Origin of the sequence: Flavobacterium adiutor (assembly GCF_048282555.1) — a bacterium.
Lineage (GTDB): Bacteria > Bacteroidota > Bacteroidia > Flavobacteriales > Flavobacteriaceae > Flavobacterium.
Window position 1 is genome coordinate 3,730,460 of record NZ_CP182487.1, and the last position, 25,303, is coordinate 3,755,762.

Annotated in this window: 18 protein-coding genes and 1 pseudogene; 14 read left to right on the plus strand and 5 right to left on the minus strand. The window is 33.2% G+C overall.

Features of this window, described 5'->3' with window-relative positions:
• Nucleotides 1–34: 34 nt before the first annotated feature.
• On the minus strand, nucleotides 35–706 hold the full coding sequence (folE, locus tag ACNC7R_RS15840; protein WP_417942024.1) for a GTP cyclohydrolase I FolE: 672 nt from the start codon (nucleotides 704–706) through the stop codon (nucleotides 35–37).
• A 291-nt stretch (nucleotides 707–997) separates the two neighbouring features.
• A complete protein-coding gene (locus tag ACNC7R_RS15845; RefSeq protein ID WP_417942025.1) occupies nucleotides 998–2,194 on the minus strand; it encodes a pyridoxal phosphate-dependent aminotransferase in 1,197 nt (398 codons plus the stop codon).
• A gap of 122 nt (nucleotides 2,195–2,316) precedes the next feature.
• Here ACNC7R_RS15845 and ACNC7R_RS15850 point away from each other — a divergent pair, with 122 nt between their 5' ends.
• The 5 genes and pseudogenes from ACNC7R_RS15850 to ACNC7R_RS15870 all read left to right on the plus strand — a co-directional run bounded on the left by ACNC7R_RS15850 (nucleotide 2,317) and on the right by ACNC7R_RS15870 (nucleotide 5,131).
• The gene (locus ACNC7R_RS15850; protein WP_417942026.1) at nucleotides 2,317–2,838 is read left to right on the plus strand and encodes an aspartyl protease family protein; all 522 of its coding nucleotides are present in this window, start codon (nucleotides 2,317–2,319) and stop codon (nucleotides 2,836–2,838) included.
• 174 nt (nucleotides 2,839–3,012) lie between these two features.
• The gene (locus tag ACNC7R_RS15855; protein ID WP_417942027.1) at nucleotides 3,013–3,639 is read left to right on the plus strand and encodes a PDZ domain-containing protein; all 627 of its coding nucleotides are present in this window, start codon (nucleotides 3,013–3,015) and stop codon (nucleotides 3,637–3,639) included.
• 165 nt (nucleotides 3,640–3,804) lie between these two features.
• Nucleotides 3,805–4,103: pseudogene (locus tag ACNC7R_RS15860) on the plus strand (transposase); the annotation flags it as partial.
• Nucleotides 4,104–4,223: 120 nt separating this feature from the next.
• Entirely contained in the window at nucleotides 4,224–4,511 is a 288-nt protein-coding gene (locus ACNC7R_RS15865; protein WP_417943183.1) for an OmpA family protein, read from the plus strand.
• A gap of 140 nt (nucleotides 4,512–4,651) precedes the next feature.
• Entirely contained in the window at nucleotides 4,652–5,131 is a 480-nt protein-coding gene (locus tag ACNC7R_RS15870) for a hypothetical protein (protein WP_417942028.1), read from the plus strand.
• A 90-nt stretch (nucleotides 5,132–5,221) separates the two neighbouring features.
• On the opposite strand, the gene ACNC7R_RS15875 is transcribed toward ACNC7R_RS15870, so the two are convergent.
• A complete protein-coding gene (locus ACNC7R_RS15875) occupies nucleotides 5,222–5,602 on the minus strand; it encodes a DUF1573 domain-containing protein (RefSeq protein WP_417942029.1) in 381 nt (126 codons plus the stop codon).
• 276 nt (nucleotides 5,603–5,878) lie between these two features.
• Here ACNC7R_RS15875 and ACNC7R_RS15880 point away from each other — a divergent pair, with 276 nt between their 5' ends.
• From ACNC7R_RS15880 to ACNC7R_RS15890, 3 genes are all read left to right on the plus strand, one after another.
• Nucleotides 5,879–8,512 carry a valine--tRNA ligase gene (locus tag ACNC7R_RS15880; protein ID WP_417942030.1) on the plus strand — a complete coding sequence of 878 codons (2,634 nt, stop codon included), beginning with the start codon at nucleotides 5,879–5,881 and terminating at the stop codon, nucleotides 8,510–8,512.
• 175 nt (nucleotides 8,513–8,687) lie between these two features.
• Nucleotides 8,688–9,713 (plus strand): hypothetical protein, encoded by a 1,026-nt coding sequence (locus ACNC7R_RS15885; protein ID WP_417942031.1) that lies wholly within the window; start codon nucleotides 8,688–8,690, stop codon nucleotides 9,711–9,713.
• The gene (locus ACNC7R_RS15890; RefSeq protein ID WP_417942032.1) at nucleotides 9,673–12,021 is read left to right on the plus strand and encodes a hypothetical protein; all 2,349 of its coding nucleotides are present in this window, start codon (nucleotides 9,673–9,675) and stop codon (nucleotides 12,019–12,021) included. The genes ACNC7R_RS15885 and ACNC7R_RS15890 overlap by 41 nt, the downstream gene beginning before the upstream one ends.
• A gap of 58 nt (nucleotides 12,022–12,079) precedes the next feature.
• Here ACNC7R_RS15890 and ACNC7R_RS15895 read toward each other — a convergent pair whose 3' ends face one another.
• On the minus strand, nucleotides 12,080–12,757 hold the full coding sequence (locus ACNC7R_RS15895; protein ID WP_417942033.1) for a DUF4294 domain-containing protein: 678 nt from the start codon (nucleotides 12,755–12,757) through the stop codon (nucleotides 12,080–12,082).
• A gap of 82 nt (nucleotides 12,758–12,839) precedes the next feature.
• Here ACNC7R_RS15895 and ACNC7R_RS15900 point away from each other — a divergent pair, with 82 nt between their 5' ends.
• The 6 genes from ACNC7R_RS15900 (at nucleotide 12,840) to ACNC7R_RS15925 (ending at nucleotide 21,570) form a co-directional block, all read left to right on the plus strand.
• A complete protein-coding gene (locus tag ACNC7R_RS15900; RefSeq protein WP_417942034.1) occupies nucleotides 12,840–13,928 on the plus strand; it encodes a M42 family metallopeptidase in 1,089 nt (362 codons plus the stop codon).
• 60 nt (nucleotides 13,929–13,988) lie between these two features.
• Nucleotides 13,989–14,669 carry a response regulator transcription factor gene (locus ACNC7R_RS15905; RefSeq protein WP_417942035.1) on the plus strand — a complete coding sequence of 227 codons (681 nt, stop codon included), beginning with the start codon at nucleotides 13,989–13,991 and terminating at the stop codon, nucleotides 14,667–14,669.
• A complete protein-coding gene (locus ACNC7R_RS15910; RefSeq protein WP_417942036.1) occupies nucleotides 14,666–16,024 on the plus strand; it encodes a HAMP domain-containing sensor histidine kinase in 1,359 nt (452 codons plus the stop codon). The genes ACNC7R_RS15905 and ACNC7R_RS15910 overlap by 4 nt, the downstream gene beginning before the upstream one ends.
• Nucleotides 16,025–16,123: 99 nt before the next feature.
• Nucleotides 16,124–17,371 carry a TolC family protein gene (locus tag ACNC7R_RS15915; RefSeq protein ID WP_417942037.1) on the plus strand — a complete coding sequence of 416 codons (1,248 nt, stop codon included), beginning with the start codon at nucleotides 16,124–16,126 and terminating at the stop codon, nucleotides 17,369–17,371.
• An 11-nt stretch (nucleotides 17,372–17,382) separates the two neighbouring features.
• Nucleotides 17,383–18,468, plus strand: a complete 1,086-nt coding sequence (locus tag ACNC7R_RS15920) for an efflux RND transporter periplasmic adaptor subunit (RefSeq protein WP_417942038.1) — start codon at nucleotides 17,383–17,385, stop codon at nucleotides 18,466–18,468.
• A gap of 3 nt (nucleotides 18,469–18,471) precedes the next feature.
• Entirely contained in the window at nucleotides 18,472–21,570 is a 3,099-nt protein-coding gene (locus tag ACNC7R_RS15925; RefSeq protein WP_417942039.1) for an efflux RND transporter permease subunit, read from the plus strand.
• Between the two features lie 726 nt (nucleotides 21,571–22,296).
• Here the strand turns inward: ACNC7R_RS15925 and secDF are convergent.
• On the minus strand, nucleotides 22,297–25,269 hold the full coding sequence (gene secDF / locus ACNC7R_RS15930; protein WP_417942040.1) for a protein translocase subunit SecDF: 2,973 nt from the start codon (nucleotides 25,267–25,269) through the stop codon (nucleotides 22,297–22,299).
• Nucleotides 25,270–25,303 lie beyond the last annotated feature (34 nt).

The following is a 25,303-nucleotide window of genomic DNA, read 5'->3' on the forward strand; positions in this document are numbered from 1 at the left end:
AACAATAAATTATTAACTAAAAACAATAAACTTTTTAGAACTGAGTATCCAATTTAATATAATCTAAAAACTCTCTTTTTGTTTGAGGTTCTTTGAATTTTCCACCGAATTCAGATGTTACTGTACTGCTTTCGATATCTTTAATTCCTCTTGAGTTAACACAAAGGTGTTTTGCATCAATGACACAGGCAACATCTTCAGTTCCTAAAGCTTTTTGAAGTTCCTGAACAATCTGCATAGTCAAACGTTCCTGAACCTGAGGCCTTTTTGCATAATATTCCACTATTCGGTTCATTTTGGATAAACCAATAACTCTTCCACTTGAAATATAAGCTACATGAGCTCTCCCTACTATAGGCAATAAGTGATGTTCGCAGGTAGAATAAACGGTAATGTTTTTTTCTACCAGCATTTCACCATATTTATAATTATTGTCAAATGTAGAAGCTTTTGGCTGTCTTGAAGGGTTTAGGCCACCAAAAATCTCTTTTACAAACATTTTTGCAACTCTGTTTGGAGTTCCCTTTATGCTGTCATCTGTTAAATCCATTCCAAGAGTTTGCAGAATGTTTTCAACATCTTTCTTTATTTTTTCTATTTTTTCCTCATCGCTTAAAACAAAAGCATCTTCTCTTAAAGGGTTTTTTGCATTACTGCTGAAATGACTATCGCCTATTTCGTCTAAAAAATCTTCGTTATTTATCATTAAAAACTACTATTATAGTGGGTATATCTTTTTAAGGCGGTAAAGATAATTAATAAATAGGAAACCTTTTCAATCGTTTTTATTATTAATTACTCCTTTCGATATAAATATTAGATTAAAGCTCAACTTTGTTTTTTAAAAAGACGAAAGAGGGTGTCCGAAAAGTATGAACATCCTCTTTTTATACTAAACTACTTAGACTCCTATTGGAGACGAATTTCATTTATGCAATTCTCAGAGACTAGCTTCGACTTTTCGGACAGCCTCTTTTGAAATCCTATTTAATTATTATTATTTTTTGTTGTAAGCGGTAAGTGCTTCTTTCAATATGTTTACAGCTGTTTTTAGATCCTTTTTATTTAACACATAGGCAATCCTTACCTGATTAAGTCCCATTCCGGGAGTTGAATAAAAACCCGCAGCCGGTGCTACCATTACTGTTTCTCCGTTCAAATCATAACTTTCCAGAAGCCACTGTGCAAAATCTTCGGAATTGTCTATTGGCAACTGTGCAATACAATAAAAAGCGCCTTTAGGCTTAGTAACAATAACCCCTTCAATTTTGTTTAATTCAGTAATAAGTGTATCACGGCGGCTTTTGTATTCTGAAATTACTTCATCAAAATAACTCTGTGGAGTATCTATTGCTGCTTCGCAGGCTATTTGTTCAATTGTTGGCGGACTTAGTCGTGCCTGAGCAAATTTCATTACTGTTGCCAGAACCTGTTTGTTTTTTGTTACCAAACAGCCAATTCTTGCACCACACATACTATAACGCTTTGAAACAGAATCGACCATGATTACGTTTTGCTGTACCTCTTCTAAATTCATTACTGAAAAATGCTCATCATGTCCATCGTACAAAAATTCCCGATAAACTTCATCAGCAATTAAATACAAATCATGCTTTTTTATTAAGCTTGCCAATTGTTTAATTTCTGCCTCTGTATATAAATATCCAGTCGGATTTCCGGGATTGCAAATCAGAATGGCTTTTGTTTTAGGTGTAATTAGTTTTTCGACCTCATCAATACTTGGCAAAGCAAATGCCGTTTCTATTGTAGAAACAAGTGGGACTACAGTTGCACTTGTAGATGATGCAAAGGCATGGTAATTAGCATAAAAAGGTTCCGGTATAATAATTTCATCTCCGGGATCTGTAATTGTGGCCAGTGCAAAAAGTAGGGCTTCAGAACCACCCGTAGTTATAATGATGTCTTCTGTATTAACGTTTACATTTTGGCGCTGGTAAAATTGAGCTAATTTTTTTCTATAGCTTTCATATCCGGCAGACGGACTATATTCTATAAGAGTTAAATCAATATTTTTTACCGCCGCGATGGCTACTTCGGGTGTCTTGATATCCGGTTGACCAATATTTAAGTGATACACTTTGTGTCCTTTTTTCTTTGCTAAATCTGCAAAAGGAGCCAGCTTGCGTATCGGAGATTCGGGCATGTTTCTTCCCTTGTGTGAAATTGTTGGCATGAGTATAAATTATTGAAGTGCAAATTTGCATTTTTTTTTCGGATTTAACGTAAACAATAGAGGCAGTTGTAAAAATGTAACAATAATCAGTTTTTTTAGTAATTTTATAATAAAAATTGTCAATGAAAAAATATATCTTATTGTTTTTTTTGCTTTTGAAATCTTTTATATCAGATGCTCAGGATGATTTTTTAATTGAAAGGAATAAAAAGAAAGTGGTGATTCCTTTTAAACTAATTAATAATTTAGTTTTTATTCCAATTAAGGTGAATGGTATTGAGTTAAACTTTTTATTAGACTCTGGAGTTGATGAAACAATTCTATTCAGCATGGAGGACAAAAAAGAGGTTAGTTTTAAAAATGTGGAGAAAATTAAACTTCGCGGACTAGGAAGTGAAGAAGAAATTGAAGGCTTAAAATCAACACATAATATTCTCGAAACACACGGTTTAAAATCTATTAATCATTTGGTTTACATAATTTTAGACCAGGATTTCAATTTATCTTCGCATGTTGGAATCCCGGTTAACGGAATAATAGGATACAAATTTTTTAAAAATAATGTAGTAGAAATTAATTATCAAAGGAGAAAAATTTTTGTACATCAAAATAAAGAGAACATCAGAAATAACTTTATTGAATAATTTAAAACAATACCTATTACTATTGAAAAATCTAAGCCTTACGTTATAGCCTCGGCGGTAGTTTCAGATAAAAACATTCAGGCAAAATTACTTATAGATATTGGTAATAGTGATTCATTCTGGGTTTTTGAAAATGACAAAATTAAATTACCGAAAAAGAATTTTCCGGATTTTTTGGGAAAAGGATTTAGCGGTGACATAGAAGGTCACAGAGCCAAAATTTCTAATTTTTCACTTTCCGATTTTACATTTAAAAATCCTATTGTTTCTTTTCCTGATTCAAACTCTATAAAAAATGTAAAGCTGGTTGAAAATAGAATTGGCTCAGTTGGAGGTGAAGTTTTAAAAAGGTTTACAATTGTTTTAGATTATGCTGGTAAAACAATGTATCTGAAAAAAAATAATAAATTTAACGAGCCTTTCAGTTACAACAAAAGTGGAATTACAATTCAGCATAATGGATTGCAATGGGTTCAGGAAACAGTACATTTAGAGACAGTACGTGTAAGCAACGCAACAGATGAAAGTTTTAACGGTAAAAACAATAATGATTTCAGATACAAATTTCAATTAAAGCCAATTTTTGAAATCGTTAATGTTCGCGAAAAATCTGCAGCAGAAAAATCTGGCCTGCAAAAAGGTGATGTTATTGTTAGTATTAATGATACAAAACCTTATAAATATACACTACAGCAAATTAATAACCTCTTGAAATCAGAAGAAGATATCTGGATTAATTTAGAAGTTGAGCGCAACAGTGTGTTGCTAAAATTCCGTTTTAGATTAGAAGACGAGTTGTAGTTTTTTCTTTGTTTCATTTTGTTTTTTTTTTGCATCTGGTAATAAAATGATTAGCTGTTTATTTTTTTTTTAAGATTAAATAGTTTTATTAAATAATTTAGTATTCCTTTAGAAATTTGTAAAATAGCTCGTACTTCAAGAAGTAAAAATAGGTAAAGAAGTTTTGTTCACGACATTCATTATCTGAAAGATATAATATTACAATTTTCAGATTGTGTGCTACTGGGGCATAGCGGCTACCTCTCTCAAACTATTCAGCTTGATTTGTTTAATGAAGTTAATATTCAATTAGAAACCCCAAAAAGAACAAATCAAAAAGACTATAAACCGCAGTTTTATCAATTTAAAAAGTTCAGAAAAAGAATAGAAACTTGGTTTTCTCAATTATGTGACCAGTTTATGATTAGACGTAATTATACAAATCTTTTCTAGAATTTAAAACAAGGATTCATTCAAAAATAACCACTAAAGCCGATAAGATTGCAGCAGAAGAAGTAAAGAAAAAAGAAAAAGTAAATCAGATTTTAGCGCAGGAAAAAGATGTTGTCAGAGATAAAGACAGGCTGATTATAAAAACGGATCCTATCTATTTTGATTACAATATGTGGTATATCCGAAAAGAATCAAAAGTGGTTTTAGGAAGGGTTGTAGAATTGATGAAGAAATACCCAGGAATGGTAATCGAAATCGGATCACACACCGATTCAAGAGGGAATGCTAAATTCAATGAAGATTTATCTCAAAAGCGAGCGACTTCCACCAGAGAATTCATCATACAATCTGGTATTGATGCTAAAAGGATAACTGCCAAAGGTTATGGAGAATCTGTTCCAATTATAAAATGCAAAACAGATGATGCCTGCTCCGAATAAGAAAATGAACTGAACAGAAGATCTGAATTTGTCATTAAAAATTTGTAGATTTTAAATGGTAAATTTTAAGTAAGAGCCTTTCCATTGGCTTCTTTTTTATTATTTTTATGGGATAACCTTGAAATTATAAATGTCGAATTATGAAAAAACTAATTTTATCCTGTTTTATTTTGTCTCTGGCCGGACTGCAAGGCTGTAAAAATGATGAAAAACAAAAAGAATCCGAAGCAGCAAATGCTGAAGCTGAAAAAGTGGTAAGTACTCAATGTTATAAAGCAATTTATGAGGACGACACTATTGATTTAAAATTGAATACTTTAAAAAACGGAAAAATAAGAGGAAACATGTCCATGAAAGTTTCTGGTGCCGCAGAAAGAATTGGTGAAATCAAAGGTGAATTTCATGGAGATACCTTGTTTGCAGATTATACTTTTACAGAGGGAACAGATAAAAAAGCGTTCAAAAATCCGATGGCATTCTTAAAAAAGGAAAAACAGCTTATTTTAGGAAACGGAACCATGCAGACTACTATGGGGGTGACGTATCTGGTTAAAGATAAACCGATTGACTTTGAACTTGTAAAATACAAATTTGATAGTGTTGACTGCGTTGGTAATTAAAATGTAAATTATTTCAGAGTTAAATAAAAATAGAAAGCCGTTTCCCTCATGAAAGAAACGGCTTTTGTTATTTTAGTGATTTTAAAATGCTTACTGAACCTCGCCTTTAATTTTTAAAGCAACCCTTCCGTCAGGGTAATTAACGGCATTAGTTTCAACAGTAATTGTTTTACGGATTGGCCCTGTAGCCATATTATATTTTACGTCAATTTTTCCTTTTTTTCCCGGCTGTATGGCGCCAGAGGGTTTTGTAACAATAATTGAACTCAATGTAGATTGGGCATCAATAATTAATAAGGGTGCATTTCCGGTATTGGTAAATTCAAACGAACGGACTGCATTATCGTTTTTAGAAATTTTTCCATAATCGATAGTATTATCCGGAGCTGAAAACTCAATTTTCGGACCGTTTTGGGCATAACCCGCTACGCCAAACAATACAATCACAATAAATTTAATAACATTTTTCATTTTGAAATTGTTTTTAAGATAGGAGTAAATATACTTTCTTTTAATTAATACACAAATTATTAATTCGTTTTTTATAGTGTACTTAATTATTTACTTTTGCTGTCAGTTATAATTACAAAAATTGAACCAATTTTTTGTTTAACTGTTTAACCGTTATTTTGTTTAAATCATTTTTTGAGTTGTAGCAATAATGACATTATTACAGAAAAACAATTAAAACAGGCAATTTAGAAAAATTAAACAATTAAAAAATCAACGATTAAAACAACCTATTAAATGACAATTCCAGCACAATTTGACGCTAAGACGATTGAGAGTAAATGGTATGAGTATTGGATGAAAAATAATTATTTTCATTCAGAACCAGATCACAGAACACCTTATACTATTGTAATTCCGCCGCCAAACGTCACTGGAGTCCTTCATATGGGGCATATGTTGAACAATACGATTCAGGATGTTTTAATTCGTCGTGCGCGTCTGAAAGGATTCAACGCTTGCTGGGTTCCTGGAACAGATCACGCTTCTATTGCGACTGAAGCAAAAGTAGTAGCGAAATTAAAAGCAGAAGGAATCAATAAAAACGATTTAACCCGCGAAGAATTCCTAAAACACGCTTGGGAATGGACCGATAAATATGGCGGAACAATCCTTGAACAGCTAAAAAAGCTAGGTGCGTCTTGCGATTGGGAACGTACTAAATTTACAATGGATCCAGATATGTCTGCTTCTGTAATTAAATCGTTTGTTGATTTATACAATAAAGGATTAATTTATCGTGGTTATAGAATGGTAAACTGGGATCCGGAAGCAAAAACTACGCTTTCTGATGAAGAAGTAATTTACGAAGAACAGCAAGGAAAATTATTTTTCTTAAAATATAAAATCGAAGGTTCAGAAGATTTCTTGACCATTGCTACAACACGTCCTGAAACTATCTTCGGAGATACTGCCATCTGTATCAATCCGAACGATGAGCGTTTTACACATTTAAAAGGTAAAAAAGCGATCGTTCCAATTTGTGGAAGAATAATTCCGATTATTGAAGACGAATATGTGGATGTAGAATTCGGAACAGGATGTTTGAAAGTAACGCCTGCACACGATATGAACGATAAAACGTTGGGTGAAAAACACAACCTAGAAATCGTTGATATTTTTAATGAAGATGCGACTTTAAACAGCTTCGGGTTACATTATCAGGGAAAAGACCGTTTTGTAGTTCGTACTGAAATTGCAAAAGAACTGGAAGAAATTGGGGCTTTAGCAAAAACAGAAACACATTTAAATAAAGTGGGAACTTCTGAAAGAACAAAAGCCGTAATCGAACCAAGATTATCAGATCAATGGTTCCTGAAAATGGAAGAATTGGTAAAACCAGCAATTAAGTCGGTTTTAGAAACAGGTGATATTAAATTGCATCCAAAACGTTTTGAAAATACGTACGCGCATTGGTTAAACAATATTCGCGATTGGAATATTTCACGCCAATTATGGTGGGGACAACAAATCCCTGCATACTATTATGGTGACGGAAAAGAAGATTTCGTAGTAGCAGAAAACATCGAAGATGCTTTAAAATTAGCACAGGAGAAAACTTCAAACTTGAAACTTGAAACAAAAGATTTAAAACAAGACGTTGACGCTTTAGACACTTGGTTTTCATCTTGGTTATGGCCAATGTCTGTTTTTGGAGGAATAATGGATCCGGAAAGTCCAGATTTTAAATATTACTATCCAACAAATGACTTAGTAACTGGTCCGGATATTTTATTTTTCTGGGTGGCGAGAATGATCATCGCAGGTTACGAATATGCTGGCGAAAAACCATTTACAAATGTATATCTGACAGGTTTAGTTCGTGACAAACAACGTCGTAAAATGTCTAAATCATTAGGAAATTCTCCTGACCCTTTAGATTTAATTGATGCTTTTGGAGCAGATGGAGTTCGTGTAGGATTGCTTTTAAGTGCTTCTGCAGGAAACGATATTATGTTTGATGAAGAATTATGTAATCAGGGAAAAGCGTTTTCAAACAAAATTTGGAATGCCTTTAAATTGATTAAAGGTTGGGAAGTTTCAGAAACTATTCCACAGCCAGAATCATCAAAAGTAGCAATTGAATGGTACGAAGCGAAGTTGCAACAAACTTTAGTTGACATTGAAGATAATTTCGATAAATACAGAATTTCAGATTCATTAATGGCAATCTATAAATTAGTTTGGGATGATTTCTGTTCCTGGTTCTTAGAAATGATCAAACCAGCTTACCAACAGCCAATTGACAGCGTAACTTTCGCGAAAGCGATCGAAATGTTAGAAAATAATTTGAAGTTATTGCATCCGTTTATGCCTTTCTTAACAGAAGAAATTTGGCATTTAATTGCAGAAAGAACACCAGAGGAAGCTTTAATTGTTTCAACTTGGCCGGAAACGAAATCTTTTGATGCTAATTTAATTGCTGATTTCGAAAATTCTATTGAAGTAATCTCAGGAATCAGAACGATTAGAAAAGATAAAAATATTCCTTTTAAAGATGCGATTGAATTAAAAGGTATCAATAGCGAAAATGTTTCTACTTATTTCGATTCAATCATCACGAAATTAGGAAACGTTTCTGCTTTCGAATATGTTTCAGAAAAAGTAGATGGTGCATTGTCTTTCCGTGTAAAATCAAATGAATATTTCATTCCGATTACAGGAAACATCGACGTTGAGGCTGAAATCGCAAAACTGACAGAAGAATTAAATTATACTAAAGGATTCCTGAAATCTGTTGAAGCAAAACTTTCTAACGAGAAATTCGTAAACGGAGCTCCGGAGAAAGTCCTTAATTTAGAAAAACAAAAACAAGCCGATGCCTTGGCTAAAATTGCTACAATCGAGCAGAGTTTGGCTGGTTTAAAGTAAAATTTTAACTTAGTTATAAACACCAAACCCGACAGATTTTTAAAATTTGTCGGGTTTTATTTTGCACAAAAATGACCGATTTTTATTCAAAAAATATATTAGATTTTTATGATTTTGTATTTTAAAATGCTATAAATTTAGTACGCTTTTACATGATCCAAATTTTATTTTTCTAATGAAAAGAATCCTCTTTTTTGCTTTTATTTTTTATCTCTTTTTATCTTGCTCGAATAAAATTGAGAATGTTGAAAAATCTATTTATTACTGGAAAAGTGACAGTTGGGACTTAAGTACAAAGGAAAGTACTATTTTAAAAGATTTAAAAATCAGAAAACTTTATATTAAGTTTTTTGAAATCGACCATAATGAGGCTTACGGAGATTTTCCTGTTTCCAAATCGTCTCTGCGTTTTTATCAAAATGAAGATTTTGTTATTGTTCCCACTGTTTATATTAAAAATGAAGTTTTTAAAAATACTAACAAAGAAAGATTAGATACACTTGCAAATAATATTAATTTCCTGATTACTAAATATGTAAAAGACAAATTCGAAAGAGCATATCCTGTAAAGGAGTTTCAAATGGATTGTGACTGGACACTGACAACAAAAGATAATTATTTCTATTTTTTAAAGAAACTAAAAAACATTTCGAAAAAAGAGATTAGCTGTACATTACGATTATATCCTTACAAATATCCCGAAAAAATGGGCATTCCACCAGTTGATAAAGCGACATTGATGTGTTATAATTTAATCAATCCGTTAGAGAATCATTCCAAAAATTCTATTTTAGATATTGAAGAATTAAAGCTTTATCTCAATAAAAAAAGAAAGTACCCATTGCATTTAGATATTGCGCTGCCAACTTACTCCTGGATGCAGGTGTACCAAAATGATCACTTTTATAAAGTAATTTACGGTGGACAGAAAGAGATTTTAAAATCTTTAAAAGAGATAAAACCTTTGTGGTACGAAGTTACAAAAGATATTGTGGTTGATGACTTTTACTTAAGAATCGGCGACAAGATTAAATATGAGAATTTAACTCCTGTGAAAATTAATGAAGCAATCGAAGTGATTAAAAAAAATGTAGATTTTGACGCTAATACTACAATTACCTTATTTCACTTAGACGAAAAACAATTAAGTAATTACAACAATGAAGAACTTTCTGCTTTTTATAGCAATTTTAGTAACTAACAGCATTTTTGCCTGCGGTTTTTATCCGTTTGGAGAAGACATTCGATATTCTTTTTTAAACCCAGCAAGTTTCAACTACTATTCTTATTCTGAATTTAATTATTCGTTTAATACATTTTATCCAAATCCAGATGGTGTTTATCCGGAAGGTGCAATCGATGAGAATGAAAAATTATGGATAAAATATTGCAATAATAAAGTTTCTGCTGAAGCGATACGAACTGTTTTATATAGCTTCAATGAAGAAGATATTAACGAACAATCTTCGAATGAAATGCTTCAATATTTTTATAAAACTAAAGATATAGCAGCCATAAATTATTTAAAGTTTGCTAAAACCTGCGAATTTTTTAATGGCATGTATGAAGATCCGTGGGAAAGAAAAGAAGGCGCTTCTATGCCGCAAAGAAAAGAACTGATTGATAAAGCTGTTTTTATTTCTAATAAAACAAAGAATAAGCAACTTAAGTTGCGATATACCTTTTTAGCAATAAGACTGGCTTACTATAATAATGATTTCGATCAAATTAAATCCTTATTCGATACCGTTTTTAAATCTCAGAAAAAAGATATCCTATATTATTGGAGTTTGTATTTTAGGACACTTGCAGAAAAGGACAAGGCTTTGTCAAATTTTTACGCAGCTCAGGTTTTTGTAAATGCACCGGATAAGCGTTTTATGATTGCGCAGCAGTTTGATTCTAAAATTTCTCTGGACGAAGTTTTAAAATTTGCTAAGACAAATGAAGAAAGAGCCAATGTTTATTTTTTGGCAGGAATTAAAAAAAGTGACCAGACCTTATATTGTTTAGAGCAGGTATATAAATACAATCCGAAATTTGAGGGCTTATCTTTTTTGTTATTAAGAGAAATCAATAAAATTGAGGACTGGGTTTTTACACCCTATTATTCTTTATTTAATCCATCTGTTTCGAAATTTAGTTATTGGGAAGAAGAGGATAAAGATAATTCGATACAGGATATTTTAAATCGGGTAGAAAATGACAGAGCGTACGCCAGCAGAGTGTTACAGTTTGTAAATAAAGTAAAGTTTAAAAAGATTAATGATCCGGTTTTATGGAAAATAGGAAAGGCGTATTTGTCATTTGTAACTCAAAACAATCAAAGCTGCTTAAATGAAATTGCGGCTGTAGAGAAAAATATTTCTGAGAAAGAAACAATTTATGATCAGATACAGATTATAAAAGCATTGGCTTTAACTGCAAATCAGGAAAGTGGAAAAGCTTTGATTATGGAAGATGTGAAACCAATTCTTATTAAAAATCAAAAAAATAAAAAGTTTCTATTTGCTATTGGAAGAGAATTAGAATATAAAAAGAATAGAACTGATGCTGCTTTTCTGTATTCTAAACTTAATGATGTCAAGCAGGAATACGGAAATTATAATTATAACGTTGCCCACTGGAAAAGTCCTAAGAACAAAAGAACATCTTATAGGGACTATTACTCAGATTATTTCGATTATATTGATGTAAGCTATTCTCCTGAACAAGTACAGGAAATTGTTTCGCAAATTGAAAATACAGACAATACTATGGATTCATTTTCTAAATGGAAACAAAGTTATCTCAAAACTCAAATTCCAAGACTGTACGACCTGATTGGTACAAAATACATTCGCCAGAATAATTTAAAACTCGCAGCTAAATATTTTGCTAAACTAAATATTGATAAATTGGCGAACTATTCTGATTGTCTGTGGGAAAAGCCAAATTGTAAAGAATCTGATATGTTTGATGCAAATCCGTTCTTTGTACTTAAATATACACCTGAGTTTATTAAACAGGAGAAGCTTTTTAAATTAAATAAACGGAGTATTACAGAACATTTGATATCATATCTTAAAAAAGCATCTGATCCAAAAGAAGAAAATAAAGATTATTACTATTTTCTGGCAGCCAATGCTTATTACAATATGACACAAAATGGCAATTCATGGATGATGCGTCGTTACTACTGGCATAGTTACACTGATGATGCTCCCTTTGAAGATGAAAAAGAATTTTATGAAAGTAATCTGGCACAAGAATATTATCTTTTAGCATTAAAAAATGCAAAAACAAATCAGTTTAAAGCCTTATGCTTAAGGATGCTTGGGCGTTGCGAAAAGAATAAACTGGAATATCAGAATCCAAATGATTATGATAACAGAATTGAAAATTATGATGATTTTCTATTGAATAAAAACAGATATTATCAGGATTTAAAATCTAACTATCCGGATGATTATGAAACTTTGATGTCAAGCTGCAGTTCATTTGAAGAATATTTTAAATCCAGAAGATAAAAACAAACCCCGACAGAATTAGATCATGTCGGGGTTTTACATTTTTTTTTTAAAACACTTATTTCTTATTAAGCTCAGCAGCTTTTTGTTCCCAAAATGTTTCAAGTTTATTATAATCAATCGCATCTGCTGGTTTCTGGTAAGACAACCTGCCGGATTCAAATGCCCGGATGAGAATGGTTTCTATCAGATAATCTTCGTTGACTTCAAAAGGTTTATATTCCCGTTTTAAACTGATGTCAAACATATTCGCAGTAGCATTTGACACAAATGCCTTAAAACCGCTTTTTAACGTTTTTACTAATTCGTATGTAGTGATTCCAGTCTGTCGATGGATAAGTTTGACTAAAATTTGCCCTTGTTTTCTCGAAAGTTTTTTTAATCTTGCTTCGAACTCATTATTGAGATAATCTTCAACGATTTTGAAATATTTTTTCTTTTCACGGCTGGTTTTCAAACGAGCCATTCCGTTGTTCAAAGCCGTTAATCGGTCTGCTGCCAGTTTTGCATAAGGATAAACTTTATACACCCTGTTCTGAAGAATCAGAAACTGTTTTTTGGCTTCCGGATCCAGATCCCCTTTTGAAATAACAATTTCCGCTAATTCAATTGTATCATTCAGAATTGAATCATTTTCAGTGAGCGTGTAGCCCATTTCACTTTCTTTTGGCGTAATCTGTGCTTTAACAGCAAAAGAAATTAAAAGAAAACATAAAATACAGGTTGTAAATCTCATGGAATATATATTTAAGTGTAAAATTATACATTATATACACAACTGTAATACCAAATTTATAAATTAGCAAAAAAAAAATTTTATGAGTACAAAATCTATACTGAATGATACTTCAATTGCTTTTTTAGAAAACTACCTAAATAATGCTTCGCCGACAGGTTACGAGAGCAAAGGACAAAAAATCTGGATGAAATATCTGGAGCCTTATGTAGATACTTTTATTACGGATACTTACGGTACTGCCGTGGGAGTCATCAATCCGGATGCTCCTTTCAAAGTGGTGATTGAAGGACATGCCGATGAAATTTCGTGGTATGTAAATTATATCACAGATGACGGTCTGATATATGTTATTAGAAACGGAGGATCAGATCACCAGATTGCGCCTTCAAAAAGAGTAAATATTCATACCAAAAAAGGAATTGTAAAAGGTGTCTTTGGATGGCCTGCTATTCATACACGTTTACGAGATAAAGAAGAAATCCCGAAATTAAGCAATATTTTTATTGATTTAGGTTGCGAAACCAAAGAGCAGGTTTTAGAATTGGGGGTTCATGTGGGTTGTGTAATTACCTATCCGGATGAATTTATGATTTTAAACGAAAATAAATTTGTCTGTCGTGCGATTGACAACAGAATGGGCGGTTTTATGATTGCCGAAGTAGCACGTTTACTGAAAGAGAACAACAAAACACTTCCGTTTGGGTTGTATATTGTGAATTCTGTTCAGGAAGAAATTGGTCTTCGTGGTGCCGAAATGATTTCGCAACGCATCAAACCAAACGTTGCTATTGTGACTGATGTTTGTCATGATACGACAACGCCAATGATAGATAAAAAAGTTGAGGGAGATTTAAAAATAGGGAAAGGACCAGTGATTGCTTACGCTCCGGCAGTACAAAATAACTTAAGAGAGTTAATTGTCGATACTGCCGAGGAGAAAAACATACCTTTTCAGCGTCATGCGACTTCCAGAGCTACGGGAACCGATACCGATGCATTTGCTTATAGCAATGGTGGTGTGGCTTCAGCTTTGATTTCGCTCCCATTGCGATATATGCATACGACTGTAGAAATGGTCCACAAAGAAGATGTTGAAAATGTGATTCAGCTGATTTATGAGTCATTACTAAAAATCGAAAACAATGAAACTTTTTCTTATTTTAAATAAGACGATTTAAAAAGTTAATTCGTTTATTTACTATAACCGAATTAACTAATAAAAACAAACATGAAAATTTTACTGCTCGAAGACGACTTTACTTTATCCAAAGAAATAGCTGTATTCTTTGCTTCAAAAGAATTCGAGTGTGTGCCGTATTATGATGGAGCATTACTTTTAAGGAAATATTTTCCTTATGAATATGACCTGATTATTCTCGATATTAATGTTCCCGGCATAAACGGAATAGAAGTTTGTAAAAAAATCAGAGAAGTTGATAAAAAAACGCCTATCATTATGTTGACCGCTTTTAGCGAAATCGAAGACAAACTGGCTTCCTTTGATAGCGGTGCTGATGATTATCTGGTAAAACCTTTCCATTTTGAAGAATTGTACGCCAGAATTTCGTCTCTTTTAAGACGAAAAGAAATTCCGCAGCAGGCAGAAGAAAAGATTGTAATTCAGAATTTGGAAATTTCAGAATCTGAAATGAAAGTTTTTCGCGCAGGCGAAGAAATCAAACTTACGCCTAAAGAATTTAAACTGATTTTGATTTTGGCTCAGGCCAAAGGAAAAGTGCTTTCAAAACAATTCATAGCTGAAAAACTTTGGGATTATCATATCGAAACCAATCAGAATACCATTGAAGTTTACATCAATTTTCTCAGAAAAAAAATAGATAAAGATCACGAAACAAAACTAATCCGAACCAAAATAGGTTACGGATATTATTTAAGCGATCAGGAATGACCTTAAAAAACAGGATATCACTTTTAGTAAGTCTGCTCTTTACAATTCTTTTTGGATTGGCTTCGACTGTGATTTTTGTTTTGTATTCTAATTTCAGAAAAGAAGAATTCCGGGATCGTTTAGAAATAAAAGCACTTTCCAACATTAAACTTCTTGTAAACGTAAAAGAAGTTGATGATCAGCTTTTAAAAATGATTGATCAGAATTCAATCAATAAATTATATGATGAAAAAACGCTGGTTTTCAATTCTAATTTTAAACTTATCTACAGCAGTATTGACGATGCCAAAATTGACTGGTCTGTCGACGATTTAAAATACCTTAAAAAGCACAAAACGTTTTTTAAACAACAAGGTGATTACGAAGTATATGGCGTTTTTTATGATACCAAAGACCGTGATTTTTATGCTTTAATATCGGCCACAGATGATTATGGAAAACGCAAACTACTTTTTTTGCGATATATTTTAATCATTTCTTATATCTTTTTTACCTGCATTTGTTGGGTATTAACTTCATGGATGGTAAAAAAAGCCATGAATCCGTTAAGTATTTTCCATCAGAACATTAAAAATATAAACGAAAACAATCTGGATACCCGGGTTGAATCTAATAGTAATAAAAATGAAATTGACCTGATTGCCAACGAATTCAATTTTATGATGGACAGAATCGAGGTTTCGTATCAAAAGCAAAAAGAATTCACTGCTCACGCTTCGCACGAACTCAGGACTCCTCTATCAAGAATAACATCACAAATTGAAAACACCATTGCGGATCCGGAAACATCTATTAAAGGAAAAACTTTTTTGAGTACTATTTTATCAGATGTTAATCATTTATCGGAACTGATTCATTCTTTACTGGTATTGTCTAAAATTGATACAAATACTGCCGCCAACAATGAAATTCAAAGGATGGATGAAATTCTGTTTTCGGCTATTGAAAATTTAAATAAAACCTTTCCTGATTTTGTTATTTTGTTTGAAATAGAAGAAAGCGACAATCTTGATACAGCTTTAGAAATCAAAGCAAATAAAAACCTTTTGGAAATCGCTATAAGTAATGTGCTAAAAAATGCCTGTGTTTACTCCGATAACAAACAGGCAAAAGTCAAAATTAGTACTCAGGAAAATGATTTGTTGATTTCAGTTTTAAATACAGGAAAAACACTCAGCGAAAACGAACAGAAAAATCTTTTCCAGCCTTTCATGCGTGGCGAAAATTCAAAAGGTACTTCCGGTTTCGGACTGGGATTGCGTATTGTAAACCGCATTTTAATACTTCATAATGCAAAAATCAATTATAGCATACCTGAACAAAATACTAATTTATTTCAATTGATTTTTCATTAATTTAATCCTACTTAAACATTTTTAAGCACTTTTTAAGGTCTTTCTTAAGGTGACTTAAAGTCCTGCAATAGCATATTTGTATCAAATAAAAATGATACGATGAAAAAGTTATTTGCATTATTCCTGCTGATTGCCATGAATCAGATGGCTCTGGCTCAAAAAACAGTCACTTTAGAAGATTGTGAAACTCAGTTTCTAAAAAACAACCTCTTTCTGCTGGCTTCGCATTACAATATCGATGCCTCAAAAGCGCTGACGATTCAGGCGCGTATCTGGGACAACCCAGTAATTTCAGCAGAACTCAACGCTTACAATCCGGATCGGGATAAATATTTTGATATCGGAAAACAAGGCCAGAAAGTTTTTGGTATAGAACAGCTGATTTATCTGGGCGGAAAAAAACGCAATGAAATAAAATTAGCAAAAACCAATGAACAGCTGGCAGAACTGCAATTCAACGATTTGCTCAGAACGCTGAAACTGCAATTGCGTAAAAGCTTTTATACGGTTTATTACAACTCCAAAAGTCTGGAAACCACAGACAAACAATTAGCTCATATTGAAGATTTAATTAATTCCTATTCAGTTCAGGCGCAAAAAGGAAATATTCCTTTAAGAGATGTTGTTCGTTTGCAATCGCTTTATCTGAATTTTAAAAATGAGCGAATGGAAGTAGTGAATAGCAACATCGAAGAACAGGCGAATCTGAAATTGCTTTTAAATTCTACTGATGAAGTTGTTCCGAATGTTTCCAAAGACGAATTCAGCAAATATTTAAAAACGATTGATTTCGACTTAAAATCTTTCGAAAATGAAGCCATTGCAAACAGACCTGATTATCTGGCGAAACAAAAAGAAATTGATGCCAATGAGCTAAATGTAAAATGGCAAAAATCACTTTCGGTTCCTGATATTACTTTGGGTGCCAAATACGACCAGCGAAGCGGTGCTTTTAATAATGAAGCGAATTTGACTGTTGGAATTCCGTTGCCACTTTGGAATCAAAACAAAGGAAATATCAAGTATGCAAAGACCATTCTGGAACAGTCAAAAATTGAAAAGCAAAATTTTGAACTACAGCTTCAGACCGAAATTACCTCTGCCTGGAATAAATGGGATGAATCCCGTAAAAATTATGTTTTGATAAAACCAACCGTAAACTCCGATTTTGAAGCCGTTTACAACGGAATCTTAACCAACTTCCAGAAACGAAACATCAGCTTATTAGAATTTACTGATTTTATGGAAAGCTACAATCAGGCAAATGTTCAGGTAAACGAGTTAAAGAAAAAACTGGCGCTGTCTGCCGAAGAACTAAACAGTACAATCAACAAAGACTTATTTTAAAACGAAATAAAATGAAACATAAACTAATCATCGGAATTGCAATTGTGAGTTTATCCATCGCAGGCTGTAAAAAAGAAGTAGAAAATCCGCAGATCAACACCTCTTTTGCATTGAGTGATAATATGCTGAAAACGACAACGACGGCAGTTGCACAAATACAGCCCGTAACAAACGAATTGAGCTTTTACGGAAAAATAACGGCCGACAACAATAAAATGATTGATGTTTATCCGCTTGTAGGCGGAAACGTAATCAAGGTAAATGTAGAACTTGGCGATTATGTAAAAAAAGGTCAGGTATTGGCAACTATAAAAAGTACTGATATTGCTGATTTCGAAAAGCAATCCCTTGATGCTAAAAGTGATTTGCTGGTTGCTAAAAACAACCTAAAAGTAGCCCAGGAATTATTTGACGGAAAATTAAATTCTGAAAGTGATGTACTTCAGGCAAAATCTGAAGTAAACAAAGCGCAATCTCAGTTAAGCAAAGTTCAGGAAACGTATAAAATCTACAATATCAAAGCGGGTTCTATTTACGAAGTGACGGCTCCAATCAGTGGTTTTGTGATTCAAAAAAGCATTAATCAGGATATGCTTTTGAGAAGCGACCGTTCAGAAAATATTTTTGACATAGCCGAAATAAGCGAAGTCTGGGCAATGGCAAACATTAATGAGACCGACATTAATAAAGTAAAATTAGGAATCAATGCAGATGTTACGACTTTGAGTTATCCGGATAAAGTTTTTAAAGGAAAAGTAGATAAAATTTTTAATGTGATTGATCCGGAGACTAAAGCGATGCAGGCTAGAGTCAAACTGCAGAATCCTGATTTTTTACTGAAACCAGATATGAATGCCAACATTAAATTATCTTTTAAAGAAGATAAATCGATGATTGCAATTCCGAGTGAGGCTATTGTTTTCGATAAAAGTAAAAATTTCGTTATGATTTTTAAAGATCGTCACAATATCGAAACCAGACAAGTTGAGGTTTACAGAGTAGTTGGAAAAACTACCTACATCTCAAGTGGTTTAAAAGAAAATGAAAAAGTCATTACCAACAATCAGCTATTTATTTACCGTGCTTTAAACGAATAAGAGATGAACAAATTCATACGAAATATTATTGCTTTTTCGCTCAAGAACAAAGCATTCACCTTTTTTTGGGTGGGATTACTGGCTGTTGCAGGATTTATTTCCTTCAAAAATATGCCCATTGATGCTTTTCCCGATGTAACCAATACTCAAATTATCATTATTACGCAATGGAACGGTAAAAGTGCTGAAGAAGTAGAACGTTTTGTCACTTCTCCTATCGAAATTTCCATGAACTCGGTGCAGAAAAAAACAAGTGTTAGAAGTATCACTATGTTTGGATTATCGGTTATTAAAATCATTTTTGATGATGGGGTCGATGATACATTCGCCCGTTTTCAGGTGAATAATTTGCTGAAAAATGTTACGCTTCCGGATGATGTCGAACCGGATGTTCAGCCGCCTTACGGACCAACAGGAGAAATATTCCGATATATTGTAAAAAGCGACAGCAGGGATAGCCGTGAATTATTAACGTATCAAAACTGGGTGATCGACAAACAGCTTCGTTCTGTTCCTGGTGTGGCCGATTTGAATGTTTTTGGAGGTCAGACTAAAACTTATGAAGTGGGTGTTGATCCCGTTAAATTAGCAAAGTACAATATTACGCCGCTTCAGGTTTACAATGCTGTTGATGCAGGGAATTTGAATGTTGGGGGTGATATCATCGAAAAAAACGGACAGGCATTTGTAGTTCGTGGGGTTGGTCTTTTAAAATCCCGAAAGGATATTGAAAACATTATTGTTGATCAGGCGGGTGGAAATCCGATTTTGGTTAAAAACGTAGCTTCTGTCTACGAAAGTTCAATGCCAAGAGTAGGGCAAACAGGTATTGGCAAAAATGATGATGCCGTTGAAGGGATTGTCGTGATGCGTAAAGGTGAAAATGCGCAGGAAACTTTGGCTTTAATCAAAGATAAAATCAAGGATTTAAATGAAAATGTGCTGCCAAAAGACATTAAAATAGAAACTTTTTACGATCGTGATAATCTGATGAATTTCACGACAGAAACGGTAATGCACAATTTATTCGAAGGAATTATTCTGGTTACCTGCGTGGTGTTTCTTTTTATGGCCGACTGGAGGACTACTTTTACGGTTTCTATTGTGATTCCACTTTCGTTATTATTCGCGTTTTTATGTCTGAAAATGATGGGAATGAGTGCCAATTTGCTGAGTCTGGGTGCTGTCGATTTCGGGATTATAATTGATGGAGCGGTGGTGATGGTCGAAGGATTGTTTGTGGTTTTGGATCATCGTGCTCATCAATTAGGAATGAAAGCCTATAACAAAATTGCCAAAGGAAGCCTGATCAAAAAAACCGGAACAGAAATGGGTAAAGCTATCTTCTTTTCTAAATTAATCATCATTACAGCTTTATTACCTATATTTTCTTTTCAGAAAGTAGAAGGAAAAATGTTCTCACCTTTGGCTTTTACGTTAGGTTTTGCCTTAATGGGAGCTTTACTTTTCACTTTGACACTGGTACCGGTTTTGTCCCACATTCTTTTGAATAAAAATGTAAAAGAAAAGAACAATCCTTTTGTGAATTTTTGGGACAGAATTGTAGGTAAAGGTTTTGCCTGGACATTTAAACATAAAGTGAAATCATTAGTTATTTCAATTTCTATTATTGCGGTAACTTTCTTTTCAGCTTCATTTTTGGGTACCGAATTTTTACCTCAGTTAAACGAAGGGGCCTTGTGGGTAACAGCAGAATTGCCAATGAGCACGTCGCTTCCGGAGAGTGTGCAGACGGCGGCAATGATCAGAAAAGATCTGGAAACTTTTCCGGAAGTAAAAAAAGTACTTTCGCAAACAGGCCGAAGCAACGATGGAACAGACCCGAATGGTTTTGGGTTCATTCAGCTTCAGGTAGATTTAAAACCGAAATCAGAATGGACGCGTAAAATCAATATGGACGAACTGATTAATGAAATGGACCAGAAACTAAAGGTACATCAGGGTATCACCTATAACTATTCGCAGCCGGTTATTGATAACGTAGCTGAATCTGTAGCGGGTTTCAAAGCTTCAAATGCAGTGAAAATTTATGGAGATGATCTGGATAAACTGGATGAATTGTCAAATCAGGTTCTGGAAAAAATCAAAAATATTCCAGGAATTAAAGATGTCGGAATTCTGAGAAATGTTGGGCAGCCAGAAATCAGTGTGATTTTGGACAGAGAAAAAATGGCCGCTTACGGTGTTACTTTGAGTGATGCGCAGGCTGTATTAGAACTGGCATTTGGAGGAAAAACAGCTACTCAAAAGTATGAAGACGAAAAGAAATTTGATGTAAGGGTTCGTTTTTCTAAAGAATACAGAAAAGACGAAGAAGATTTGGCCGAATTAAAAGTGCCAACAATCAGTGGTGCCAAAATTCCGTTGAAAGAAATATGCGATATAAAAACGGTTACTGGACCGGCTTTTATTTACAGAGATAATACCAAACGATTTATTGGGGTTAAATTCTCTGTTCGTGATCGTGATTTGGGAAGTACCATTGCGGAAGCGCAGGAAAAAGTAGCTCAGGTAAAAATGCCTGCAGGCTATACCACAGGCTGGACAGGTGAATTTGAAAATCAGGTTCGTGCCAGTGCGCGTCTGGCTCAGGTAGTACCTATCAGTTTGATAGGGATTTTTGTCCTGTTATTTATCTTATTCGGAAATATTAAAGATTCACTGCTTGTTTTGGCTAATGTTCCGTTTGCTGTAATTGGTGGAATCATCGCATTACATTTAACCGGAATGAATTTCGGAATCTCTGCAGGAGTTGGTTTTATAGCCTTACTGGGAATCTGTATTCAAAACGGGGTTATTCTTATATCCGAATTCCATCATAATCTCAAGGCTAAGTTTTCACTCGAAGAATCTATTTTTATGGGTGTAAAGGCCAGAACGAGAGCCGTAGTGATGACAGCTTTGATGGCTTCGATAGGTCTGTTACCTGCCGCAATTTCTACGGGAATCGGTTCTGAATCACAAAAACCTTTGGCTATAGTAATTATTGGAGGGTTAATCACCGCAACAGTTTTGACATTATTAGTTTTCCCAATTCTGTTCTGGATATTCAATCGTAAAAAACATGCTTCAATTGAGTAAATAGTTATAGTTGGTCATTTTAATTTAGGGAAAAGAAGCATCATTATTTTTTAATGGTGCTTTTTTTGAATTTAAGAAAGAATGATTTTTAGCAGCTTATCACGATCCCTACTGTATTTTCTAAAATCTTGAAAAAAAACGAAACCATAAAAGAATGCAGTACCAAGGTTATCTATCAATATCATTAAGTTAAGAATTAAAAAATAAAATGATTACTGATTTTTGATTTCTGATCTAAAAAACCTCGTTAAATCGACAATCAAATATTTAGCCACATCAAATTTTAAATCAAAAAGGACTAATCCTCAATCTAAAATCTCTTAACTTAATTACATTGGGCTAACTATGGTATTTCATTTTCATAAAAAAGATAACGAACTTATAAGTTTTGGTCAATTAAAAAGCTTCTGACTGACCAGATCAATGCAACTCAACAGAAACATTCAACTAAATTTATTTTTACCCAGAGTCCGCATTAGAAATCTACTACATCTGAATTCTTATTCAAAACCAAGCAGTTAATTCGATTTCTAAAATCAAAACATAAAAGTATTCCTCATTAAAAACAGTACGTGAGCACTTGCTTTTATGGAATAATTCAGCTTCATAACGATGTTTAATGCGGACTCTGGATTTAATATGCTATCCAATCATTATAAGACAAAAAAAGATCCGGCTTTCGCCAGATCTTTCAATATGTAAAATTATATAAAGCTTAAATTTTAATTATGCCTTATTGTGTTTGTCTTCAATTATATGTTTTTCCTCAGAAGAAATTGTATCAACCAATACTGGTGTAGCAATAAATAACGATGAATAAGTACCTACAATAATACCAATTAACATAGCAAATATGAACCCTCTGATTGACTCACCTCCAAAGATAAACATCGTTAATAATACAATAATCATCATTAATGAAGTATTCAATGTTCTTGATAATGTTGTATTGATAGAAGCATTTACGATATCTTCGAAACTTCCTTTACGGTTTCCAATAATAAACTCTCTAACCCTGTCAAATACAATTACTGTATCATTCATAGAATAACCAATTACGGTTAGAATCGCTGCGATAAAGTGCTGATCCATTTCCATGTGAAAAGGCATGAATTTGTAACATAAAGAGTAGATTCCTAATACAAAGATTACGTCATGAGCAACTGCCGCAATCGCACCTAATGAATACTGCCATTTACGGAAAGAAATCATTAAGTACAAGAAAATTACTGCCATTGCTCCTAAAACTGCCCAGTAAGAGTTGGTTTTAATATCTTCTGAGATAGAGGCTCCAACTTTAGAAGCTTGTAAAACTCCAATCTCCTTACCATCGTAAGTGTTTGTGAATTTTTCATAAGAAACATTAGGGAAATATTTCGCTAATGCTTTATATAATTTTTGATTCACTTCTTCATCAACAGCTATGCCATCTTCTTTAATTTTATATTTAGTAGTGATTTTCAACTGATCATCATTACCCAATATTTTAGCCTCAACAGGAGTTGCAAAAGCTACAGATAATTCATCTGAAACTATACTCGCGTCAACTGGTTTTTCAAATTTGACCTGAAATGTTCTACCCCCAACAAAATCAACACCTTCATCTAATCCATTAACAAAGAAAATAGAAATTAAACTTACTACAACTACAATAGAAGAGAAGATGTAAGTGAATTTTTTGATTTTAATAAAATCAAAGTGAAAATTAGTAAACCAGTTTTTAGTAATATTTGTAGAAAAAGTTAAATCTCCTTTACCAGCAATATTTCTGTCAATAAAGATTCTTGCAATAAAGATTGATGTAAACAATGAAGTTACGATACCAATTAATAATGTTAGTGCGAAACCTTTAATAGGACCTGTTCCGAATATGAACAAAATTGCTCCAGTTAAAACGTGAGTTACGTTAGCATCAATAATAGAACGCATTGCCCCGTGCCATCCGTAAGAAGCCTGAACTGCCTCAGACAATGATTTACCTTCACGTAATTCTTCTTTCGCTCTCTCGTATATAATAATATTAGCATCTACCGCAGTACCTAATGTTAACACGATACCAGCAATACCAGGCAATGTTAATACGAAACCAAAACTTGCCATAATCCCGAATAAGAATAGTAAGTTTAATAATAAAGCAAGGTTTGCATACCAACCTGCCTTACCATAATAAAATACCATCCATAAACAAACTAGTAAAAATCCTAATATAGATGAAATTGTTCCTGCATCAATTGCTGCCTGTCCTAAAGATGGGCCAACAACAGTTGACTGAATAATATCTGCTGAAGCTGGTAATTTACCTGCATTTAAAACGTTTGCTAAATCTTTAGTTTCAGCAACATCAAAAGACCCCGTAATTTCTGACCTTCCTCCGGCAATTGGTCCACTTGTCACTCCAGGTGCAGAATAAACTACATTATCAAGAACAATAGCAATATAACTTTTTTGAGCAAAAGCTCTTCCTGTTAACTCTTCCCAAATTTTTGCTCCCTGACTGTTCATTTGCATAGAAACAGCTGGTTTTCCTAATTGGTCAAAAGTATCTTTTGCGTCTGTAACAACACCTCCACTCATAGCAGGAGCGTTATCTCTGTTTCCTTTTAAAGCGTATAATTCTACCGCCTCAATATCTTTTCCTTTAGCATCTTTAGTAATAGTTGGCTTACTCCATACAAATTTTGCATTGTGCTGGTCTCCTGCCAATAAAACTTTAATCTCAGGTCTTTTAAAATACTCATTAACTACAGCAGTATCTTTAGGAGCAAAGTAACCTAAAACAGGTCCACCGCCTTGACCAATCATTTTGTCAAATAAAGGATTGTTTCCTTTTTTAGTATCAAGTGAATCTTTTGCATCTGTTAATAATGCATTTAATGAATCTTTAACAACAGCTTTAGTTTCTGTTTTCTTGATTTCAGTCTTTTTCAAAGCCTCATTAGTAGCCACCAAGAAATTTCCAATTTCTTCAATTTTAAAAGTTTCCCAAAACTCTAATTGCGCTTTACCTCCTAATAATTTCTTGATTCTGTCAACATCTTTAGCCCCAGGCAACTCCACTAAGATTCTTCCTGTTTCTCCTAATTTCTGAACATTTGGTTGTGTTACACCAAATTTATCGATACGCTCTCTTAATACTTTAAAAGCACTTTCAACAGACTCATCAACTTTTCTTTTAATTACTTTTTGAGCTTGTGCATCAGACATTTGAAAATCGATTCCTCCTTCTCCCTGTAAGCTTCTGTTTGCAAAAATATCTGGAGAAGCCAATCTTACAGTTCCATTAGAATTCGCATCAAAAGCTTCAAAAAACTTATTTAAATAGGTTTTATTACCTTCTAAATTTGCACTTGCATCGGCTAACGATTTGTTAAAAACAGGGTTTTTAGAATTATTAGCCAAACCTTTCAAAACATCTTTAATAGAAATCTGAAGAATCACGTTGATCCCCCCTTCTAAGTCAAGACCTTTGTTTAACTGTTTATTTTTTACTTCATTATAAGTAAAATCTGTAAAACCAAGATCAAAAACTTTTACTTTGCCAATAGAATCTAAATATTTTAATTCTTTATCAGGATTATCTCCTGCAAAAGCTTTAGCTTCCTCTTTGACATTATTTGCCACAAAAGTGAAAGAAAGTTGGTAAATACTTACCAATGCAAATAGAATTGCGAAAAATTTAATAAGTCCTTTATTCTGCATTATTACTAAAAATTAATTATGTTTTATTGTTTTG

What these genes read in the sequence shown, in the direction of transcription:
- folE (WP_417942024.1), bottom strand. Translation starts at nt 706, where the DNA reads ATGATAAATAACGAAGATTTTTTAGACGAAATAGGCGATAGTCATTTC.
- ACNC7R_RS15875 (WP_417942029.1), bottom strand. Translation starts at nt 5,602, where the DNA reads ATGAAAAATGTTATTAAATTTATTGTGATTGTATTGTTTGGCGTAGCG.
- secDF (WP_417942040.1), bottom strand. Translation starts at nt 25,269, where the DNA reads ATGCAGAATAAAGGACTTATTAAATTTTTCGCAATTCTATTTGCATTG.
- ACNC7R_RS15910 (WP_417942036.1), top strand. Translation starts at nt 14,666, where the DNA reads ATGACCTTAAAAAACAGGATATCACTTTTAGTAAGTCTGCTCTTTACA.
- ACNC7R_RS15880 (WP_417942030.1), top strand. Translation starts at nt 5,879, where the DNA reads ATGACAATTCCAGCACAATTTGACGCTAAGACGATTGAGAGTAAATGG.
- ACNC7R_RS15885 (WP_417942031.1), top strand. Translation starts at nt 8,688, where the DNA reads ATGAAAAGAATCCTCTTTTTTGCTTTTATTTTTTATCTCTTTTTATCT.
- ACNC7R_RS15900 (WP_417942034.1), top strand. Translation starts at nt 12,840, where the DNA reads ATGAGTACAAAATCTATACTGAATGATACTTCAATTGCTTTTTTAGAA.
- ACNC7R_RS15890 (WP_417942032.1), top strand. Translation starts at nt 9,673, where the DNA reads ATGAAGAACTTTCTGCTTTTTATAGCAATTTTAGTAACTAACAGCATT.
- ACNC7R_RS15850 (WP_417942026.1), top strand. Translation starts at nt 2,317, where the DNA reads ATGAAAAAATATATCTTATTGTTTTTTTTGCTTTTGAAATCTTTTATA.
- ACNC7R_RS15895 (WP_417942033.1), bottom strand. Translation starts at nt 12,757, where the DNA reads ATGAGATTTACAACCTGTATTTTATGTTTTCTTTTAATTTCTTTTGCT.
- ACNC7R_RS15845 (WP_417942025.1), bottom strand. Translation starts at nt 2,194, where the DNA reads ATGCCAACAATTTCACACAAGGGAAGAAACATGCCCGAATCTCCGATA.
- ACNC7R_RS15925 (WP_417942039.1), top strand. Translation starts at nt 18,472, where the DNA reads ATGAACAAATTCATACGAAATATTATTGCTTTTTCGCTCAAGAACAAA.
- ACNC7R_RS15870 (WP_417942028.1), top strand. Translation starts at nt 4,652, where the DNA reads ATGAAAAAACTAATTTTATCCTGTTTTATTTTGTCTCTGGCCGGACTG.
- ACNC7R_RS15905 (WP_417942035.1), top strand. Translation starts at nt 13,989, where the DNA reads ATGAAAATTTTACTGCTCGAAGACGACTTTACTTTATCCAAAGAAATA.
- ACNC7R_RS15915 (WP_417942037.1), top strand. Translation starts at nt 16,124, where the DNA reads ATGAAAAAGTTATTTGCATTATTCCTGCTGATTGCCATGAATCAGATG.
- ACNC7R_RS15920 (WP_417942038.1), top strand. Translation starts at nt 17,383, where the DNA reads ATGAAACATAAACTAATCATCGGAATTGCAATTGTGAGTTTATCCATC.